This window comes from Lysinibacillus sp. G4S2 (assembly GCF_030348505.1).
Taxonomy (GTDB): Bacteria; Bacillota; Bacilli; order Bacillales_A; family Planococcaceae; genus Lysinibacillus.
In genome coordinates this window covers 4,624,250-4,643,400 of the sequence record NZ_JAUCFJ010000002.1, presented here as the reverse complement: position 1 = coordinate 4,643,400, position 19,151 = coordinate 4,624,250, and the positions used below count along the sequence as shown (strand labels likewise).

22 protein-coding genes are annotated in these 19,151 nt (G+C 37.7%); 12 read left to right on the top strand and 10 right to left on the bottom strand.

All coding sequences use genetic code 11. The features are described from left to right. Positions 1-6: 6 nt before the first annotated feature. Positions 7-696: a B3/B4 domain-containing protein gene (locus tag QUF91_RS23710; RefSeq protein WP_285399636.1), complete on the bottom strand. Its 690-nt coding sequence runs from the start codon at positions 694-696 to the stop codon at positions 7-9. Positions 697-754: 58 nt separating this feature from the next. On the opposite strand from QUF91_RS23710, the gene queG reads away from it, so the two are divergent. After that, entirely contained in the window at positions 755-1,885 is a 1,131-nt protein-coding gene (gene queG, locus QUF91_RS23705; RefSeq protein WP_289419572.1) for a tRNA epoxyqueuosine(34) reductase QueG, read from the top strand. A gap of 14 nt (positions 1,886-1,899) precedes the next feature. Next, positions 1,900-2,373: a tRNA (uridine(34)/cytosine(34)/5-carboxymethylaminomethyluridine(34)-2'-O)-methyltransferase TrmL gene (trmL, locus tag QUF91_RS23700; protein ID WP_289419571.1), complete on the top strand. Its 474-nt coding sequence runs from the start codon at positions 1,900-1,902 to the stop codon at positions 2,371-2,373. A 122-nt stretch (positions 2,374-2,495) separates the two neighbouring features. Here the strand turns inward: trmL and QUF91_RS23695 are convergent, their stop codons facing one another. After that, on the bottom strand, positions 2,496-2,705 hold the full coding sequence (locus QUF91_RS23695; RefSeq protein WP_289419570.1) for a hypothetical protein: 210 nt from the start codon (positions 2,703-2,705) through the stop codon (positions 2,496-2,498). Positions 2,706-2,750: 45 nt separating this feature from the next. Further along, on the bottom strand, positions 2,751-3,596 hold the full coding sequence (locus QUF91_RS23690; RefSeq protein ID WP_289419569.1) for a VOC family protein: 846 nt from the start codon (positions 3,594-3,596) through the stop codon (positions 2,751-2,753). 508 nt (positions 3,597-4,104) lie between these two features. Here QUF91_RS23690 and QUF91_RS23685 point away from each other — a divergent pair. Together QUF91_RS23685 and QUF91_RS23680 are read left to right on the top strand one after the other, a co-directional pair. Further along, positions 4,105-4,281: a hypothetical protein gene (locus QUF91_RS23685; protein WP_285399244.1), complete on the top strand. Its 177-nt coding sequence runs from the start codon at positions 4,105-4,107 to the stop codon at positions 4,279-4,281. 84 nt (positions 4,282-4,365) lie between these two features. Further along, positions 4,366-5,196 (top strand): aldo/keto reductase, encoded by an 831-nt coding sequence (locus QUF91_RS23680; RefSeq protein WP_289419568.1) that lies wholly within the window; start codon positions 4,366-4,368, stop codon positions 5,194-5,196. 44 nt (positions 5,197-5,240) lie between these two features. On the opposite strand, the gene QUF91_RS23675 is transcribed toward QUF91_RS23680, so the two are convergent. The 3 genes from QUF91_RS23675 to QUF91_RS23665 form a co-directional block, all read right to left on the bottom strand. Next, positions 5,241-7,421, bottom strand: coding sequence for a 5'-nucleotidase C-terminal domain-containing protein (locus tag QUF91_RS23675; protein ID WP_289419567.1), 2,181 nt, complete (start codon positions 7,419-7,421; stop codon positions 5,241-5,243). A 250-nt stretch (positions 7,422-7,671) separates the two neighbouring features. Beyond that, a complete protein-coding gene (locus QUF91_RS23670; protein ID WP_285399239.1) occupies positions 7,672-8,511 on the bottom strand; it encodes an RluA family pseudouridine synthase in 840 nt (279 codons plus the stop codon). A 54-nt stretch (positions 8,512-8,565) separates the two neighbouring features. Beyond that, positions 8,566-8,991 carry a disulfide oxidoreductase gene (locus QUF91_RS23665; RefSeq protein WP_285399238.1) on the bottom strand — a complete coding sequence of 142 codons (426 nt, stop codon included), beginning with the start codon at positions 8,989-8,991 and terminating at the stop codon, positions 8,566-8,568. Between the two features lie 195 nt (positions 8,992-9,186). Between QUF91_RS23665 and QUF91_RS23660 the strand changes: the two genes are divergently transcribed. The 6 genes from QUF91_RS23660 (at position 9,187) to QUF91_RS23635 (ending at position 13,453) form a co-directional block, all read left to right on the top strand. Further along, on the top strand, positions 9,187-10,302 hold the full coding sequence (locus QUF91_RS23660) for a GAF domain-containing sensor histidine kinase (protein WP_285399237.1): 1,116 nt from the start codon (positions 9,187-9,189) through the stop codon (positions 10,300-10,302). A 12-nt stretch (positions 10,303-10,314) separates the two neighbouring features. Then, positions 10,315-10,962, top strand: a complete 648-nt coding sequence (locus QUF91_RS23655; RefSeq protein ID WP_289419566.1) for a response regulator — start codon at positions 10,315-10,317, stop codon at positions 10,960-10,962. A gap of 339 nt (positions 10,963-11,301) precedes the next feature. Then, positions 11,302-11,430, top strand: a complete 129-nt coding sequence (locus tag QUF91_RS23650; RefSeq protein WP_289419564.1) for a hypothetical protein — start codon at positions 11,302-11,304, stop codon at positions 11,428-11,430. An 88-nt stretch (positions 11,431-11,518) separates the two neighbouring features. Next, the gene (locus QUF91_RS23645) at positions 11,519-11,680 is read left to right on the top strand and encodes a hypothetical protein (RefSeq protein ID WP_289419563.1); all 162 of its coding nucleotides are present in this window, start codon (positions 11,519-11,521) and stop codon (positions 11,678-11,680) included. A 30-nt stretch (positions 11,681-11,710) separates the two neighbouring features. Next, a complete protein-coding gene (locus tag QUF91_RS23640; RefSeq protein WP_289419561.1) occupies positions 11,711-12,631 on the top strand; it encodes a helix-turn-helix transcriptional regulator in 921 nt (306 codons plus the stop codon). Between the two features lie 81 nt (positions 12,632-12,712). Next, positions 12,713-13,453, top strand: a complete 741-nt coding sequence (locus QUF91_RS23635) for an effector binding domain-containing protein (RefSeq protein WP_289419560.1) — start codon at positions 12,713-12,715, stop codon at positions 13,451-13,453. 20 nt (positions 13,454-13,473) lie between these two features. On the opposite strand, the gene QUF91_RS23630 is transcribed toward QUF91_RS23635, so the two are convergent. The 4 genes from QUF91_RS23630 to QUF91_RS23615 all read right to left on the bottom strand — a co-directional run bounded on the left by QUF91_RS23630 (position 13,474) and on the right by QUF91_RS23615 (position 17,324). Then, complete coding sequence (locus QUF91_RS23630) at positions 13,474-14,382, bottom strand: cation diffusion facilitator family transporter (protein WP_289419559.1); 909 nt, start codon at positions 14,380-14,382, stop codon at positions 13,474-13,476. A gap of 278 nt (positions 14,383-14,660) precedes the next feature. Next, positions 14,661-15,974 carry a hemolysin family protein gene (locus QUF91_RS23625; protein ID WP_285399247.1) on the bottom strand — a complete coding sequence of 438 codons (1,314 nt, stop codon included), beginning with the start codon at positions 15,972-15,974 and terminating at the stop codon, positions 14,661-14,663. A gap of 422 nt (positions 15,975-16,396) precedes the next feature. Further along, positions 16,397-16,813 (bottom strand): hypothetical protein, encoded by a 417-nt coding sequence (locus tag QUF91_RS23620; protein ID WP_289419557.1) that lies wholly within the window; start codon positions 16,811-16,813, stop codon positions 16,397-16,399. Positions 16,814-17,120: 307 nt separating this feature from the next. After that, positions 17,121-17,324 (bottom strand): YheE family protein, encoded by a 204-nt coding sequence (locus QUF91_RS23615; protein WP_285399226.1) that lies wholly within the window; start codon positions 17,322-17,324, stop codon positions 17,121-17,123. A 220-nt stretch (positions 17,325-17,544) separates the two neighbouring features. On the opposite strand from QUF91_RS23615, the gene QUF91_RS23610 reads away from it, so the two are divergent. Next, the gene (locus tag QUF91_RS23610; RefSeq protein ID WP_289419555.1) at positions 17,545-18,687 is read left to right on the top strand and encodes a DUF445 domain-containing protein; all 1,143 of its coding nucleotides are present in this window, start codon (positions 17,545-17,547) and stop codon (positions 18,685-18,687) included. A gap of 17 nt (positions 18,688-18,704) precedes the next feature. Further along, on the top strand, positions 18,705-19,049 hold the full coding sequence (locus QUF91_RS23605) for a YlbF family regulator (protein ID WP_285399223.1): 345 nt from the start codon (positions 18,705-18,707) through the stop codon (positions 19,047-19,049). The last annotated feature ends 102 nt before the right edge of the window (positions 19,050-19,151 follow it).

Below are 19,151 nucleotides of genomic sequence, written 5' to 3'. Positions count from 1 at the left end.
GTCCTTTTACAGTGTAGTAGATGGTGATGCGTTAGTTAATAAGGCAGTATGATAATCACCGCCATGTATTTGGTTAAACATTTTGCCTGCAGATGCAAGAAGTTCTTCTGCATTTTCTTCAGACAGTGATGGACGAAGGTAGAAAATATGTAGAGCCTCGGTCGTTTCCTCTGAAATAGAGGTACGCTTAGAATCGACAAATGGTGATCCAAATGCTCCGTTAGCATCACAGCTATATAGTATATTTTTTAACGAATTATAACGCTCATTTAAGCCCTCATAGCCAGTATCCTCATTGCCAAGTGCGATTTCTATATTTCCTTGTAGTTTAGCTACATCGTACAAGCCTACTGGAATTTCATATTGTAAAGAGAGGAAATTATTTAAATCAACGCCAGAGTGAAGTGGGGTTAAATAATTTTGCTTACTAATTCGGCGCATTAAGCTTTCTGCTGAGTGACGATAGCGGTTCGGGTCAGCGCCAAGCTTTTTCCATAGTTGTCGCCATTCTGCAATACCCTCACGTTGTGTCACAGGGCTTTCCTGCATTTCTAAAAAGAGGTTTTCCTGATACAATTGCATACGGCCTTTAATCATTTGAGGCGATTCTGCAACGACAATTTTGGTATAATGAATAATGCCGATTTTTAGCTCGGGATGTTGTGTCAATAGAGATTGATTAATTGAAATTTCCATAAACATCACCTACTTTATCTATTTTTATTATTGTATCATGTAAGGAGTTGGAAATAAAATGAACATACATGACCTACAACGTGAATTTGTGGCGTATGCAATGTCCATTGGTGTAGACAAAATTGGCTTTACAACAGCAGCTCCGTTTACAGAATTAAAAAATCGACTGCGCCGCCAGCAAGAGCTTGGCTATCAGTCTGGCTTTGAAGAAAGCGATATTGAAAAACGTACCGAACCCCTACAGTTGTTAGAGGGAGCAGAAAGCATTGTGGCGATCGCTGTAGCCTATCCATCGCGTATGCAAAATGCACCTGTTGGCAAAAAGGGAGCAAGACGCGGGATTTTTTGCCGTGCTTCCTGGGGTGTCGATTATCATACAGCATTACGTGAGCGATTGAAATTATTATCAGCCTGGCTTGAGGAGCGTATAGAAGGTGCACGTATAGAATCAATGGTTGATACGGGTGCACTTGTGGATAGGGCAGTTGCAGAGCGTGCAGGGATAGGCTGGAGCGGGAAAAACTGCTCGGTTATTACGCCTGAATTCGGTTCCTATGTATATTTAGGAGAGCTTATTACGAATATCCCTTTTGCGCCTGATACGCCTATGGAGGATGAATGTGGAGATTGCCGCTTATGTTTAGATGTTTGCCCAACAGGCGCGTTAATCGAGGGAGGACAGCTAAACTCTCAGCGTTGTATAGCTTTTTTAACGCAAACTAAAGGAATGTTACCTGATGAGTTTCGTACCCATATTGGTAATCGTTTGTATGGCTGTGATACGTGTCAGACAGTATGTCCAAAGAATAAAGGGAAGATTAACTGGATACATGAAGAATTTAAGCCTGATCCAGAACTTGCAAAACCTTTACTTGTGCCACTTTTAACGATTTCAAATCGTGACTTTAAAGAAAAGTTTGGACATGTTTCTGGTTCATGGCGAGGGAAAAAGCCAATTCAACGCAATGCTATTTTGGCGCTTGCCCATTTTAAAGAGGAAGCTGCAGTACCAGACTTAGTAGCACTTCTTAACAAGGATGAACGACCTGTTATTCGAGGAACAGCAGCATGGGCTTTAGGCAAAATAGGCGGGGAGCAAGCTCAATCTGCATTACTTGAAGCAAGAGTAAAAGAACAAGACGAGGAAGTACTCGTTGAAATTAATAAAGGTTTACAATTTTTTAGCTAAGGAAGTGTACCGTTATGCCATTGCATATCGTTTTATATCAACCAGAAATTCCAGCGAATACAGGAAATATTGCACGCACATGTGCTGGAACAAATACCTCATTACATTTAATTCGTCCTCTTGGCTTTTCTACAGACGATAAAATGCTAAAACGTGCAGGCTTAGATTATTGGCATAGTGTCAATGTCGTATATCACGATTCACTAGAGGATTTTCTAGAGGCATCCAAAAATGGCGACGTTTATTTAATTGAGACATATAGTGAAGAGCCATTTACGACACATGATTTTAGTAATAAAGATCGTGATATTTACTTTATGTTTGGAAAAGAAACGACTGGCTTGCCAAAGGATTTTGCGTATGAGCGTCGAGATATGTGCTTGCGCATTCCACAAAGTGAGCATGTCCGTTCACTTAATTTATCGAATACAGCAGCCATTGTTATTTACGAAGCGTTGCGTCAACAAGGATACCCAGGGTTAAATTAGCAAAAGCAGTTCTCACTAGAGGAGAACTGCTTTTGTTTTTTTTCGTTAGACTAAAGGTTTTGGAAAGAGATGGAAGACTTGCGAGAGACGGATAGAACCCGTCAATCGACGGATAAAACACGTCAAGTGACGGATAAAATCCCGCAAACGACGGATAGCTCGACAAGTGACGGAAAGAATCCCGCAAACGACGGATAAAACACGTCAAGTGACGGATAAAATCCCGCAAACGACGGATAGCGCGGCAAGTGACGGATAGAACCCCGCAAACGACGGATAGAACCCGTCAAGTGACGGATAGAACCCGTCAAGTGACGGATAGAATCCCGCAAACGACGGAAAGCCCCCTCAAACTGACGGATAGCCCCGCACCACTTTTAAAATTTCAATAAAACAACATTACCTGCAGGGTCCTCTGTTTGGAATCCTCCATCTATAATAGTAACCGGTGCACCGATTGCACGGAGATTTTCTTTCATTGTTGCTGCTTGCTCTTCATTGTCTAGGCGGAGTGAAAATGATTTTAAGCCGACCTGATTTTCACCAAGCTTTGGTGCGTTCTCAGAGTACCAAGTGTTTAAACCGATATGATGGTGATAGCGGCCAGTTGAGATAAATAAAGCTTGTGCTCCATAGCGAGTGACAATCTCAAATCCTAATCCCTTTGTATAAAATTCCTCTGCGGCAAGTAAATTAGAAACTGATAAATGAATATGCCCCATAACCGTATCAGTTGGTAGACCATTCCATCTACAATCACCTTCCTCTAATATAGAATGAATTTTAAGAGGTTCAGTAACCATATGGACTTGATCGAACTGCCATGTCCATTCACTTTCGGGGCGATCAGCATAAACCTCGATGCCGTTTTTATCAGGGTCACTTAAATATAGTGCTTCACTCACATCATGGTCAGATGCTCCGAAATATACGCCATTATTATGGAAATGAGTAATGATATTGGCTAAATCCCGACGAGTTGGCAACAAAATTGCAAAGTGATAAAGTCCAGTTGTTAAGCTCGTTTTTTCTTCTACTGTTTCGGGTTGGACGATTGTCAGTAAAGCCGTTTTGCCATCAGCTGTTAGAGTTGCTTTATGAGATTCCTGATGTAAAACTTTAAAGCCAATTACCTCCTGATAATAGGTTAATGAACGTTGTAAATCACTCACTTTAATTTCAACATTTGTAACATATGTGTTAGGTTTTTCATGAAAATGCATAGGAATTACCTCCAAATATAAGTTGTATTTAATTATTAAGTTACTTTATGTAAGTAAGTTTATTTTATAAAGTGCTGAAAGTCAAGTAATTGACGTGGTTCTTCTAAAAAATAAGAAAATTAAAAGGGGAAAGGAAAGCGCCCAGTCAGAATGGAAATCACCCCCCTCGTTTTGCCGAAGAGCCAATAATATGACTTCATTGATACAATTGCTTTCAACAACAAAAAAATCACTAAGCATCTATGTATGCTTAGTGATTTTCTTGAGGTATTATTTCTCTGATCTGTAGTCGCCTTCGTAACCAGCAGTGAAAATAGCAGTTAAGAACGCAACAGTTACACCAATAATTAATAGTAAACTCATGGAAGAACCCTCCTCATGTTTATAAAGAAACCTCTTTTTAGTATAGCCTATCTACTATAAAAATGAAACGACATAGTGGAATAAAATATGTCAGAAATGGTTCGGAAATAACTATTTCGGGAAAGCTATAAAAGAGGTGATGATAATGGAAAAAAAGGTCCCGAATATCGAAAATGGTACAATGGCTAGAAATTTTCAAGATTTAAAGGATTTAGGAAAACAAATGGAGCATTTGCGTGATGGTCAAGAGCTTGTAGAAGACGATCGAATTCCAGACCCTATTCAAGTGGATGATTATGAAGAGAAAGCAGAAGAACAATAAGAAATCGCCCTGGAAATTTTCCTTATATTTCTTAAAACCAATTTTTTGTATAATGGAACTAGGAAAAGAAAGGGGTTGTTAGTTTTGAATTTACAATCAACAAAAACGTTAGCAAATGGAGTGGAAATGCCTCGCTTTGGCTTAGGTGTTTATAAAATGACAGAGCGTGATGAAACTTTGCAGGCTATTGATAAAGCTCTTAAATATGGCTACCGAGCTATAGATACGGCTTCTCTTTATGGTAATGAAACTGAGGTCGGCGAAGCTATTCGTCATTCAGGCGTTAAACGTGAAGATATTTTTGTAACAACAAAGGTTTGGAATAATGACCAAGGCTATGATGAAACATTACGTGCTTTTGAAGTATCTTTGAAAAAGTTAAATATGGATTATTTAGATTTATATTTAACCCATTGGGCAGTACCTGAAACATTTGAAGAAACGTATAGAGCAATTGAGCGTTTATATGATGAAAAATTAATTCGTGCAACAGGTGTTTCGAATCACCATGAGCATCATTTGCAAAAGTTATTAGCCAAAGCAAATATTGCGCCTATGGTTAATCAAGTAGAGGTGCATCCATATTTACAGCAAGACTCATTAAGAGCATTTTGTAGTGAGCATGGAATTGCTGTCACTGCATGGTCTCCGCTAGGTCGTGGTGGTGTGCTTGATAATCCAACGGTTATGGAAATTGGTCGCGAAATAGGGAAGACAGCTGCACAAGTAGTGCTTCGCTGGCATTTACAAAATGATACACTTGTTATTCCGAAATCTGTTACACCTAGTCGTATTGAGGAAAACGCACAGATTTTCGATTTTGAATTAACATTGGCTCAAATGGATAAAATAGCTACGTTAAATCGCAATGAACGATTTGGGCAGGATCCAGATCATTTTAAATTTAATTTCTAATAGAAATCCCGCTCTCTAACTAGAGAAGCGGGATTTTTAAGTGATTATTTAGATTCTTTTACATAAGGAATGTAGTTAGAAAGCATTTTTGCCATATGTGCACGTGTAGCGTTGTTACCAGGCATAAATTTGCCGTTTGCGCCGCTAACAATCTTTAAGTCTTTCATAAGTGCGATAGCATTTTGTGTTTCAGCGTCGTATTTAGAAATATCACTGAAATCAGCTTTTAAACCAGTTTTTGCATCATGTTGTAGGTCATATGCACGAGCAAACATTAATGAAAGCTGAGCACGAGTTACTTTTGCATCCGGATTGAATTTACCATTTACACCTTGTACAATTCCAGCTTCAGCAAGTGCTGTAATTTCTTTTTGTGTTGCAGGATTTAAGTTAGCAATATCCGAGAATGTTGCTTGACTTTTAGCTTCAAGATGTAAGGCACGTGAGATAAATGATGCTGCTTGAGCACGAGTTAAGTTTGCGTTTGGTGAATATGTTGTTGCAGAAGTACCTTTTGTTAAATCACGGTAATAAAGATCACGAACATAGCCTTCTGTTTCTGAGCCTTTTGCAATATCTGTAAATGGAATTGTTGCAATAATACGTCCTTCTACTTTTGGATCAACTTTTTTCAGTGTATCTAAATGTTGGATAAACATTTCATAGTCAATCGTACCAGGTTCACTTACACGACCGTCAGCATAAGCTTTTTTCAGTGTTTCGTAACCGTCTCCACCTTTAGCAGTGAATGTATTTGTTGCAGCTTTATAGTTTGCAGCTTTATCTAGCTCTTTACCATTTAATTTAATAGATTTTACACGTTTACCAGCTGGTGCTTTACCATCAAACTCTACTTGTAAACCTGAGAAGTGTAGGAATCCACCAGATTCTTTCGGGAATTCTTTCACACTATGTTCTACAATTTCGTAGATTTCAGCACCTGTTAATTTTACGATAGCAAGAGCATTACCGAATGGCATTACTGTCATGACTTCACCAACAGTGATATCTCCTGCATCAATACTTGAGCGGATACCACCACCGTTTTGGAATGCAAATTGTACTTCTGGATCAATTTTCTTTGCACCAGCAAGCATACCATCAGCAATTAAGTTACCAAGATTTGTTTCACCAGCGCGAACGCCCCAAAGATTACGACCGCCATTTAGTTTAGAAACAGCTGTATTGCCTGTTGATTGATTTAAGATTTTTGTAATTTGTTCTTTATATGGTGCTAAAAGTGCTGTAGCCTCAGCGTCAGGTTGTACAGGCTTTTCTTTATCAGTTAAAGGATGTAATTGACCGATGTAGTCAACAACTGCACCATTATCGTTGAAAGTTAAATCAAGTTCACCTAAATTCTCGCTATATTGACCTGTTTGAACGATAATTGTAGGATCCTTGAATGGTGTTTCTGCTTTTACAGGCTTTTCTAATTTTGTATGTGTGTGACCACCAACGATAACATCAATACCTTCTACAGCTGCAGCTAGTAATTGATCGTTATCGAAATCTTTTGAATCATCGAAGCCTAAATGATTTAGTGCAATAATTTTATTAACACCTTGTTTTTCAAAATCTGCTACTGCTTTTTTCGCAGAATCGATATAGTTTGCAAATTGAACGTTAGCAACACTTGAAATCGAAGGTGTTTCTTCTGTTGTAAGCCCGAAAATACCTACTTTTTCTCCATCAATTTCTTTAATAATACCGTTATAAATTTTACCTTTTTGGAAGTCTTTAGTGACTGTTTTGAATTGTAAGCCATCAAATAAAGGATCCTTTGAAAAATCTAAGTTTGCACCTACTAGTGGGAATTCTGCTCCTTTAACGAATTTCGCAAGTGCAGCATGTCCTTCTGGGCTTGATCCTAAATCGAACTCATGGTTACCGAAAGTCATTGCATCGTAACCCATTAAGTTCATTAACTTCATATCAGTTTCTCCAGTAAACTCATTGAAGTATAAAGTACCAGAGAAAACATCACCAGCATCCAAAAGAAGTGAGTTTGGATTTGCAGCACGAAGTTCTTTTACTTTTGTAGCACGCTGTGGAGCAGCTTCAACGTGTGCATGCGTGTCATTTGAGTGTAGAACTGTTAATTTGAAATCGTCTTTCGTAGTTGTTGGTTTTGGTGCTGTCTCCGCTGCATATGCGGCAAAACCGGGTGTAGCTAGTAAACTCGCAGCTAGAGTTGTTGCTGCAATACTTTTAACCCATTTCATTAATGAATTCCTCCTCATATAGTCAGATGACTGACAATTTAGTTTAATTCTATCATGAAAGAAATTCGCCGTCATTACCAATAATGGAAATGTATATTAAAATTACTGTAAAAAACAGATGAAAAAAATGCCGAATAATATATTTATACTTTTTTAGAATTTTAAGTAAATATACTTAAACTAAAGTCATAAAAAAACTGCACCCCCAATTGTTAGCTAATGTCCAACAATGGGAAGTGCAGTGCGATAATTACTGTTGATCCTTTACAACGATTTGTTTATTTAAAAATGGATGCTCGAATTCCAATTGAATAGCATGGAGCTCATAGTCACCACTTGCTGTTTCTCGTGCTCCGTACATTGTATCACCGATAATCGGATGACCGATATGTGCTAAATGTACACGAATTTGATGTGTTCTACCCGTTTCTAGAATTAGGTGAACAACACAAGAATTTTTATAGCGAGCTACAACCTCATAGTGTGTTACTGCATGCTGTCCAGTTTTTGAAACAACACGTCTTGTTGCGTGGTGTCGGTCTTTTCCGATAGATTCGGCGATTGTGCCTGATGAAGAACGGATATTTCCTTGTACTTCTGCTGCGTAAGTTCGAATGATGGATTTTTCCTCAATCATGCGATCAAAAATTGACTTAGCCAGTGGATGCTTTGCTACAAGTAACAACCCTTGTGTCCCTCTATCTAATCGATGGACATGCTCTGCATAAGTGCCACCCTGCTCTTTAATATGTGCCATAACATGATTCATACAAGTATGGGTATCACGTGCATCATTTGGATGAGTTGACATACCTTTTGGTTTAGAAACGATCAAGCAATGATCATCCTCATAGACGACATCTATAGCACAAACCGGAGTCGGTTGATAATTAGATGGCGGAATCGGAAATGTAAATTTTATAATAGTTCCTGCCTGTAATGGGTCTTTCCATTGAATAGGCTCTCCGTCAACTGTTGTGATAGCCTTCGCCATTCGCAATTCATGAACTAGCTTTTTACCGAGTCGCCAATGATTGCGTAATAGCTCCTCGACTGTCAAATTATTAGTGTTTATTTCATAATGAAACATATATCTTCCTCCGTAGAAAAGACCGTATTCCTAGTGTAGAACACGGTCTCTTAATTAATTTGCTGTTTTAGCAGCCTTCATTAAATAGAAGCTTGTCCCTGCAATTAAAATAAATGCAGTTAGCGCTAAAAATGGGATTGTAATAAAGCCTAACCAGTTAATATATTGTCCTGTACATGAAACAGCACCACAAGCAGGGGCAGTTTCAGCTAAAAAACTAAGCTTTTGTATTCCATAATGGTATAGTGATACACTGCCACCCATAATAGCAAAAACAGCAGTTGTTACAGCAATACGTGCATTTTTTTGAATAAAGGCAATAGTTGTCATAATGACGATTGGATACATGAAAACTCGTTGGACCCAACACATTTTACAAGGCTCATAATGACGAATTTCAGAAAAGTATAAGGAGCCTAGTGTTGCAACGACAGAGACAATCCAAATAAATAGTAAGCCATTTTCCTCTTTTTTAGACATATAAATTCTCCCCTTATTATAACCATGTACTTGTTCGATTATAGTTGTTCTAGTTTTAGAAGTAAATTATCTTAACAAGATAAACCAAATACTTTTCAAATGAATTTCAGTCTAAAGTATGAATGGCTAAGGCAGACGTTCCAGACTTTGAAATGTTATCATTAAAATTAGTAATGCCAAAGATGAGGTGTTTTTGTGAGGGAAAATGAGCATTCGAATATTAGTATCTTAAAAGAGATTGCCGAGTTATTAAATGAAGAAACTGAAATAGTAACGATGTTAAAGGGAGCACTTGTGAAATTTTTAAATGGCACAAATTTTGAAACAGGCTGGATTTTTTTTATTGATGAAAAAGGGCGGTCAGAGCTCGTTGTTCATGAAAATTTACCAGAGGCATTGGAGTTTAATAATTGCCATTATTTAAAAAAGGGAGGCTGTTGGTGTGTTTCCCGCTATCGTAATGAGGAATTAAAAAAAGCTTCTAATATTATTGAATGTCAACGAATTGAAAGTGCAATTGCAGCAAATGTTGGCGATCATGCAGGCATTACACACCATGCAACAGTGCCACTTCAATCGGGACAAGAGCGTTTTGGGGTCTTAAATGTTGCATCAAAGGATACCGTTCGTTTTTCAGAGGAGGAGCTAGCATTACTTGAATCGGTTGCATTTCAGATGGGGTCAGCTATTAAGCGAATTGTGCTGACAAAGCAGGAGCAAGAAATGGCACTTGTAAAGGAGCGTAACCGTCTAGCTAGAGATTTACATGATTCTGTAAACCAGTTATTGTTCTCAGTTACTTTAACTGCGAGAGCTGGTATTGAAATGTCGAATGATTGTGATGTTAAGGAAACATTTAAAGAGATTCAGCATTTAACACAGGATGCTTTAACAGAAATGCGCGCTCTTATTTGGCAACTTCGTCCAAAAGGGTTAGAAAATGGTTTGCTTGAAGCGATAAAAGTGTATGCTGAAATGCTTGGCTTGAAGCTTCATGTAACAGTCTCAGGTGTACTGCAATTCCCATCACGTATCGAAGAAACATTATTTCGGGTAGCTCAAGAAGCACTTAATAATGTTCGTCGTCATGCGGGTGTGCTGGAAGCGGCACTTTATATTACGGTCACTTCTACAGATATTTTACTCGTTATTCGCGATGAGGGACGAGGCTTCGTCATCGATAACAACAATAAGCTACTTTCGATGGGCTTGCAATCAATAAAGGATCGTGCAAAATCAGTTGGTGGCAAAGCTGACTGGGTGAGTGAATTGGGAAGAGGAACAGAGCTGTTAATCCGCTTACCATATTAAGGGGGAAAGAGAATGATACGTGTATTAATCGCTGACGACCATCATGTTGTGCGTCGTGGATTATTATTTTTCTTAAAAACACAGAAAGATATTGAAGTTGTAGGAGAAGCAAAAAATGGACTGGAGGCAGTGGCTTTAGCAGAAAGTATACAGCCAGATATTATACTCATGGACTTAGTAATGCCTGAACTGGACGGTATTCAGGCAACGAAGCGTATTAAAGCTAAGTTTCCGAAAATAGAAATTTTGATGCTTACAAGCTTTTCAGACCGTGATCATGTGGTGCCAGCTATGGAGGCTGGAGCAGCAGGCTATCAGTTGAAAGATATTGAACCTGATGAATTGGTATTGTCTATTCGTCGTATTATGCGAGGCGAAAATACATTACATCCAGAAGCAACAACGACTCTTGAAATGGACCGTCAAGAATCTAAAAATGCACCTCATATTTTAAACCCACTAACACCTCGTGAACAAGATGTGCTAGCAGAGCTCACAAAAGGCAAAAGTAATCGAGAAATTGCGTCCTCTTTATTCGTTACAGAAAAAACAGTGAAAACCCATATTTCTAATATTTTCACGAAGCTACAAGTACAGGATCGTACTCAGGCGGCTCTTTATGCTGTGAAGCACGGGCTGACAGAGGGCAGTGGTGTATAAAAGTTAATGAATAAATATAAAAAATAAGTAAACGGCGAGTTCCTACAAAGTGTAGCGGCCCGTCGTTTTTTGTGGATGACATGAGACCCTGCAACGAAGCGCCCAGTCAGAGTGGAAATCAACTACACGGTGTTGAGCCTTACTATTACATAAAACGCAAAAAGTACTTAAAATAGATAGAGAATTAGTAATTAAAAAGTACAGGCATGTTGATTAGGGAAAAAATAGGTTTATTATTGAGCGATAAAAGGATTTTTTACCACTATTTTGCTAATATATTTCCATTTCAACTAATTGGAGCGTAGGGCTACTCGACGCCTGCAGGAAGCCTTGCTCTGCGTGAAAGCGAACCGTCAGCAACAAATGTTTTATCTGCGCGAAAGCGAAGCGGCAGCGACAAAGCGAGTAGGGGAAATCAGCCTCTTCGTATGTGTAAAAATGGTTAATCACCACATCTGTAAAAAGTAATAAACATGGCTCATCACCAAAAGTTGTGGATGACATTTCTTAAAACGTATGCCATATAGGTTGATCTTCGTTCCGACTGGGCGACTCCTTGGGGATCAGCGTCACAGATGAGACCCTGGAGCGAGCAACGCGAGTGAAGCGGCTCATCGGACGCCCCCAGGAAGCTTTGCTCTGTGCGAAAGCGAAGCGTCAGCTACAAAGCGCCCAGTCGGAACTGAAATCAACCACACGTTTTGGTGAAGAGCCATAAACATAGAAAAATAAAGGAAGGAGCACAAAGATGAAAGTAGAGCGTCTTTTAACGATGACGATGATTTTAATAAATCGTAAAAAGGTGACGGCCCAGGAGCTAGCCGATTTATTTAATGTGTCAGTCCGTACTATTTACCGAGATATCGAAACGCTGAGCTGTGCTGGGGTTCCTGTCATTAGTCAACAGGGTGTTAATGGAGGGATTAGTTTAATTGATGGCTATCGTGTCGATAAGCAGGTGTTGACGAAGGATGAGCTTACGTCACTTTCTATTGCTATCAAAAGTGCACTAACAACATATGAAGATTCACATGCCGAAGCAGTGCTTGAAAAATTAACGAGTGTTGCTGATGAGAAAATAAAACAATCGATTGACCAACTATTTATTGACCTAAGCCCATGGGGACCAAATGTTATTTTTAAGGATCAGATTACATTATTAAAAAAAGCAATTGAACAGGCACATTGTGTAAGTTTCACCTATTCCACTACACATGGTCACATAACAAATCGATTATTGGAGCCGCACACGTTAGTCCAAAAAGGGAAGGTTTGGTATGTTTACGGCTATTGCACATGGAGAGAAGATTTTCGCTTATTTAAAATTTCGAGGATGAAGAATTTAAAAGAAGAGATGACGACCTTCCAGCGTAAAGAAGTTAACTTGTCCGAACTCCCATGGGATAAAGAATGGCATCGCCCTCAAAATGTAGTAAACCTTACGTTGTCTTTTGATTCCGCAATAACAACATTAGTAGAAGAATCATTTGGCGCTGAGCATGTAGATCATGAGAGTTCCACTATAAAAATTTCATTGCCTGAGGATGAATGGCTATATGGCTTTCTTCTTAGTTTTGGCCACCGAGTAAAAGTATTAGAGCCACCTCATATAAGTGAGGTTGTGCAAAAACGAGCACAGGAAATTGTGCAATTATATAAAAAAAATTAATTTCCATACAATTGATGACATACAGATGTCAGGTTTCCTTTGTTATAGTCAAAACAAATAGAACGAAGGGTGGATTTAATGATGCAAAGTTATTGTCAAAGCTGTGGAATGCCATTAGTGGATGAGTCATTACTTGGTACAGAAAAAGAAGGACACAAAAGTCAGGATTATTGCACATATTGTTATGAACTAGGAGAGTTCAAGCAGCCACATCTGACAGTAGAAGAAATGATCGCAGTTTGTGTACCACATTTAAAAGAAGATGGAATGGCGGAGGAAGAAGCGCGCCAAATGTTGTCTCCTTTTTTACCAAACTTAAAGCGATGGAGAAAGCATGACATAAAAGTACCAGTTGTCATGAATAAAGAATCATTTCAAATCGTAGGAATCTCAGCGCGAACAAGTAATGCGAATGAAATAACTTCTCAAGCAAAAATCCCACAATTATGGACGGATTTTTATCAGCAAAATGTTGTGGGACAAATACCTAATCAAGTAAATAAAATAACGTACGGTCTTTATTCTGACTATGAAACGGATGTTAATGGAGAGTATTCAATTACACTTGGAATGGAAGTAGTAGCTGCTGATGAAGTTCCAGAGGGTATGGTCGTAAAAACAGTGCCAGCTGCCAAATATTTAGTATTTACTTCTGAAAAAGGTCCATTTGAAGAAGTTGTCGTGAAAGCATGGCAGAATGTCTGGGCTTGGTTTGCAAACTCAGAGGTAGAACGAACATATACCGGTGACTTCGAACTGTACGATGAACGATGCTCCAACCCACAAGAAGCTCAGGTCGATATTTATATTGCGATTAAATAATAAAACAAGTCTCTTACCAATCATTTGGTAGGAGACTTGTTGTCATTAGCTGGAGGAATTACTTCAGTATGTGGTTCTATATGCACAAGAACCTGGCAAAATGGACATTCTCTCATTACAGTTTTTTCAATATCTTCAGTGATACGGTGGCTTTCAAAAACATTTAAGTAAGGATCAACTGTAACAGTTACGTCTATAAAGTACATATTGCCATGTGAGCGGCCTTTGAAATCCAAAAGCTCGATAACATCGTCAACATTACGTATTAATACAGATAATGTTTCGACTTCGTCAATATCAAAAGCATCTGTAAGACTTTGAACAGCTTCCCAAAAAATCTCTACAGCTGTTTTAATAATAATAAGTGCAACGAGCAGTGCTGTTAATGTATCGATAATAGGAAAACCGAAAATTGCTCCAAAAATCCCGATTGCTGTACCTATACTTACAAGGGCATCCGAACGATTATCATAGGCGGCCGCTTTAACAGCAGCGCTTTTTATTTTTTTGGATAATGCCAAATTATAGCGATAGACAATATACATCACTACTGCACTACCGATTGCCACATAGGCTGTTAAGAGTGATGGTTCTGTGCCAGTTGGCTCCCAGAGGCTTTTGATCGAATTAAAAAGTACCTGTAAGCCAACGACTAGCATAATAAACGATGCAACAAGTGACGCAACGGTTTCTGCACGTAAATGACCGTATTGATGATTAGAGTCAGGTGGTATTTGGGCAATTCGCAATCCGACGAGTACAGCAATGGAGGCGATAATATCAGTGGTATTATTCAATCCATCTGCTTTTAGTGCTTCCGATGTCCCAATATAGCCAATCGTTAGCTTTACTGAACTCAATATTAAATATGTACCGATTGATAACCAAGCACCTTTTTCCCCTTGACGTAAGTTTGTATAGAGCTCCAATTTGTTTCCTCCTTGCAAAACTTTCGGGCATTATAAAACGACTCCCTTCTCAGTGTAAGGGAGTCGTTTTTCGCGTATTATTAACTTTATTTCAATAGAAGCTCCCACCATTATAGGTTGTGAGCTAAACACCATTTTTATAGCCTGTATCATATAAGCATGATTTCATAGTAACACGGCAAATACGACAAGGCAAATTCACTTATTTTATCAGGAGTCCAAACATCCGCTGAAATAGAGGAACTCAGTCTAAGAACGTTACGTCCTCTGGCGGATTTTTAGTCTTCATCGTTTTCATTTGATAAATCACGTTCAGGTGATTTCAGAACTTCTAAGTATAGAATATGGTGGGCATCTAATTCTTTTGCGATAAATTTATAACCTTGCTCTTCGATACTGTCTCCTTCGACCGCATCAAAGCGTTTTGTCATGAACCAACCGCCAATTGTATCAATATCATCATCTTCTATGTCAGTACCTAGCATATCATTAACATTTTCTAGTAGCATCTTTGCATCTAAAATAAAATGATTTTCTGCAATTTCCTGAACCTCTGGGATTTCATCTTCATCGAATTCATCTTGAATGTCGCCGACAATTTCCTCGATAATATCTTCAATCGTAACTAGACCAGATGTTCCGCCATATTCATCCATTAAAATGGCCATATGAATACGTTCACGCTGTATTTTTAGTAGCAAATCATTAATTTGTGTCGTTTCCATAACGCGAATAATCGGCTGCATATAGTCAATCACTAGTTTATCGCCATTTGCTGGGTTTTTAATGTAAGCAGTTAATAAGTGCTTCATATTGACTAAGCCGATAATATGGTCCTTGTCACCATCGATAATTGGGTAACGAGTATATTGCTCAACACCCATTAGATCGAAAACTTCTTTAATCGTTAGTTCTTTTTCAATTCCGACGATTTCAGTACGTGGGACCATGATTTCTTTCGCAAGGCGATCAGAGAATTCAAAAATACTGTTAACATATTCATATTCTGCATTATTAATTTCTCCACCTTTTAAACTATCCGACAAAATCATACGCAACTCTTCTTCAGTGTGCGCTACTTCTGATTCTGACATCATTTTTAAGCCGAAAAGACCAGTTAAAGCACGTGCAGATCCGTTCAAAAGCTTAATGATTGGATAAGTAATGTTGTGGAATAAAATTAATGGGCCAGAAAGATTTAATGTGACAAATTCTGCTTTTTGGATGGCTAATGTTTTTGGCGCCAATTCCCCCATAACAACATGCATAAACGTTACAATTGAGAATGCAAGAATAAATGAAAGGACAGATGTAAAGCTATCACTCAAATTTAGAAATTCAAACACTGGATTCAAAATAATCTTAAATGTAGGCTCACCAAGCCAACCTAGAAATAAAGCAGTGATAGTAATACCTAACTGACATGCAGATAAGTATTCATCTAAATCTGAAACAACACGTTTTGCATTTTTTGCTTTTTTATTTCCTTCAGCAAGTAATTGGTCAATGCGTGTAGTCCTTACTTTAACGATTGCAAATTCAGTTGCAACGAAAAATCCTGTCATTATTATTAGTAGGGCGAATGCCGCCAACCTTATGGTTATTTCCAATATGTCTCCGTCCAAATAATTCCTTTGTTCCCGCCCGAATGAGGGAAGTAAACAAAGTGTACACCTCCTATGATTTAAAAAATTGTTGGATGAATCAATCATAAAATATTTAAAAGGAAAACACAAATATTGACAACAATTTTTTCACTTGATTTTCAATCCGTAAATAGGGAAAAAAATAATATTTTCAAACACCAAATGATTGAAAATAAAAATCCGTTATGCTAACTTTAATGGAGCAAAGAAGATAGTTTGTTTAGAGAAGGAAGCATTTGCATCTCATATAAAACGACACGTCAAAAATCTCAAGAGAGCTTTACTTGCAGATTTTTTTAAATGAATTATTTTAATAGCAACAAGGAGCCATCTCATTTCGTATGAGGTGGCTCCTTCTGTTTAAATTATTAATTTTGTTGAAAACGTAATTTCAAGCACGCTTTTTCCACATCGTATAGCGTTTCTTTTAACGGTATTTCACCTGAGTAAAGTGAAATTGTAACAGGTGCTTTTTCTGTTATACCTTGCTGTGTAAAAATATAATTTTTGCCGCTATACGTTAAATACATATTCTTAACAGGTCTTTTACCTAGAGTACTTGCTGATGAATTGAAAAAGGCTTTTAATTGACTACAATATTCATTGTAAAAATCACTTTTAAAGCCAGAAAGAACCTCAAATTTTTTACTATCAATAGTATCAGCTTCATTTACTAACTCGAAAATTTTAGCCGAAAATTCAGAAAAAACTTCTTTTACTTTTGCACGAATTAATGCTTTTGAATTATAACTGTTTAAGTCATCCGAAAGAGTGACTTTACTCATTGAAATTGCCCCCTGCATAAAAAAACATTTAATACTTAATAACATAAATGGTATAAGAATAATAAGGGAATTTCAATATACTTAAACAATTTTAAGATAATAGCAATGCAGAAAATAGTATAAAATAGGTGTATTTATACAGTGAGAGTGCAGGAAAATATTACTTTTATATTCATTCGGCAGAAGACTCTACAATTGAAGATTGTGAGAAGTCTAAACACCTACTGAATGAAAATATATCCTCCAGACGCATTTATTATCTATGCTAAAGCGAAGCGACAGCTACAATTACGCCAAGGTGAAATGATCATTCGTAAACATGGTACAACATTAGCTCATGAATCATTTTTTTTACATCCTCTTCGTTTGGAGGGATAGCTCCATTCCATTGTATAACGCCATCTTTTAAGTATTCTGCTGTATAACGTTCTCGTTGATAAAAGAATGAAATAGACCAACCTGGGAGCTGAGAATTTTCAAATAAAGGCTTAAAGCTGAAATGCTGAATCATAACCAAACCCCTTTTCTTATATATGTAGTTTTATTATTCAAGTATAGTAGGAATTTTGCAACTAATCACTTTAGAGAACACGGCATGAGTAGAGATGTATATGTTTAGACATAATTAAGTAGAGATATTTCTTTCGTCGAAAATCATTGCTCTGCTATAATGAGTGCATTAGGCGACAAAATACGCCAAAAGTGAATACAATTGAAATGAGAGGATACTAATGGATAATTTTCTAGTGACATTAATATTTATGGCAGTCATTGGAGCTGCAATCGGTGGTATAACGAATCATCTAGCCATTAAAATGCTTTTCCGACCACATGAAGCTATATATATTAAAAATTGGCGAGTCCCTTTTACACCAGGTCTTATTCCAAAGCGACGTGACGAATTAGCGAAGCAACTTGGACTTACGGTTGTAAATTATTTATTAACACCTGAAACCTTTAGAAAGAAATTTTTCTCAAAGGATATTCAGGAAAAGGTTGAACAGTTTGTACAGACAAAGGTCGAAGAAACGATCTTTACAAATGATAAAACGATTCAGGATTGGCTAACATTAGCTGGATTTTCCAATATGTCAGCAACAATTGAACAAAAGGTTGAAGCAATTGTCGAGGGACAATTTGAATCAGTTAAGAATACACTATCAACGAAATCAATTCGTACACTACTATCAGCAGATATTCAAAATGCAATTGATGCAAAGATTCCAGTAGCGGTTGGTCATATTTTAGAAAAGGGTGAGGATTATTTTTTATCACCTGAGGGCGAAATGACGATTAAGGCGATGATCGATGACTTTTTATCGTCAAAAGGATCGCTTGGCGGAATGATTAATATGTTTTTAGGTGATTCTTCTTCGCTCGTGGCAAAGGTTCAGCGTGAGCTTGTGAAATTTTTGCAAGGACCAGGAACTTCAGCTTTATTAACGAAAATTTTTACACAAGAATGGGAGAAATTAAAAGAGCGCCCAGCGATGGATTTCTTACAGGATGTTCACTTTGAACCGATATTATCGAAATTGCAAACTTATGTAAAAGAACAATTAGCAGTTGAAGAGCGCTTGAATCAGCCAATTTCGCATTACTGGCCAGAAGGAAATTCATGGATGAAGGAAACAATAATTCCACAAGTTATCGAAAAAGCTTTTGTAAAAGCTGAAGAAAAACTAGAAGATGTTTTGGAACGCTTAAATCTACAAGAAGTAGTACGTGAGCAGGTTGATTCTTTCCCAGTATCGAAATTAGAAGAGCTTGTATTAGGTATTTCAAAACGTGAGTTTAAAATGATTACAGTACTTGGTGCAGTTCTTGGTGGATTGATTGGGATTGTGCAAGGGTTAATTGTTTACTTTATTTAAAAAGGAGAAATATGTTTATGATTAATATTTACAATGACATTAATACGTTAGAGGCTACTTTCCGTAAAACACCTGAATTTCAAGCTTTGAAAGAAGCGGTGGCAGTTGTTAAGGAAGATGAAGCGGCATTGAATCTATTCAAAAATTTCCGTAAGATTCAAATGGATTTACAACAAAAGCAATTAGCTGGCGAGGATTTACTGGAAGATGAGCTAATCTATGCGCAAAAAACAGCACAGCTAGCTCAACAAAATGAAAAAATTACCAAAATGATTGAATCAGAAATGCAGTTAAGTAAGCTAATTGAAGAGGTAAACCGCATTTTAGTAAAACCTATACAAGCATTGTATGAAGAATTTTAACAGCGTTTTTATAATAAAATTTTAGCGGCAAAACCGAGCATCCAAGCGGCGGAACCCCCGATTTTAGCGGCGGAATTGAGCGCCTAAGCGGCGCAAACCCAG

Excerpts from the sequence above, each read along its gene's own strand:
- QUF91_RS23690 (WP_289419569.1), bottom strand. The coding sequence starts at position 3,596 with ATGCATTTTCATGAAAAACCTAACACATATGTTACAAATGTTGAAATT.
- QUF91_RS23610 (WP_289419555.1), top strand. The coding sequence starts at position 17,545 with ATGGATAATTTTCTAGTGACATTAATATTTATGGCAGTCATTGGAGCT.
- QUF91_RS23685 (WP_285399244.1), top strand. The coding sequence starts at position 4,105 with ATGGAAAAAAAGGTCCCGAATATCGAAAATGGTACAATGGCTAGAAAT.
- QUF91_RS23615 (WP_285399226.1), bottom strand. The coding sequence starts at position 17,324 with ATGATTCAGCATTTCAGCTTTAAGCCTTTATTTGAAAATTCTCAGCTC.
- QUF91_RS23605 (WP_285399223.1), top strand. The coding sequence starts at position 18,705 with ATGATTAATATTTACAATGACATTAATACGTTAGAGGCTACTTTCCGT.
- QUF91_RS23640 (WP_289419561.1), top strand. The coding sequence starts at position 11,711 with ATGAAAGTAGAGCGTCTTTTAACGATGACGATGATTTTAATAAATCGT.
- QUF91_RS23665 (WP_285399238.1), bottom strand. The coding sequence starts at position 8,991 with ATGTCTAAAAAAGAGGAAAATGGCTTACTATTTATTTGGATTGTCTCT.
- queG (WP_289419572.1), top strand. The coding sequence starts at position 755 with ATGAACATACATGACCTACAACGTGAATTTGTGGCGTATGCAATGTCC.
- QUF91_RS23620 (WP_289419557.1), bottom strand. The coding sequence starts at position 16,813 with ATGAGTAAAGTCACTCTTTCGGATGACTTAAACAGTTATAATTCAAAA.
- QUF91_RS23635 (WP_289419560.1), top strand. The coding sequence starts at position 12,713 with ATGCAAAGTTATTGTCAAAGCTGTGGAATGCCATTAGTGGATGAGTCA.
- QUF91_RS23670 (WP_285399239.1), bottom strand. The coding sequence starts at position 8,511 with ATGTTTCATTATGAAATAAACACTAATAATTTGACAGTCGAGGAGCTA.
- QUF91_RS23655 (WP_289419566.1), top strand. The coding sequence starts at position 10,315 with ATGATACGTGTATTAATCGCTGACGACCATCATGTTGTGCGTCGTGGA.
- QUF91_RS23675 (WP_289419567.1), bottom strand. The coding sequence starts at position 7,421 with ATGAAATGGGTTAAAAGTATTGCAGCAACAACTCTAGCTGCGAGTTTA.
- trmL (WP_289419571.1), top strand. The coding sequence starts at position 1,900 with ATGCCATTGCATATCGTTTTATATCAACCAGAAATTCCAGCGAATACA.
- QUF91_RS23710 (WP_285399636.1), bottom strand. The coding sequence starts at position 696 with ATGGAAATTTCAATTAATCAATCTCTATTGACACAACATCCCGAGCTA.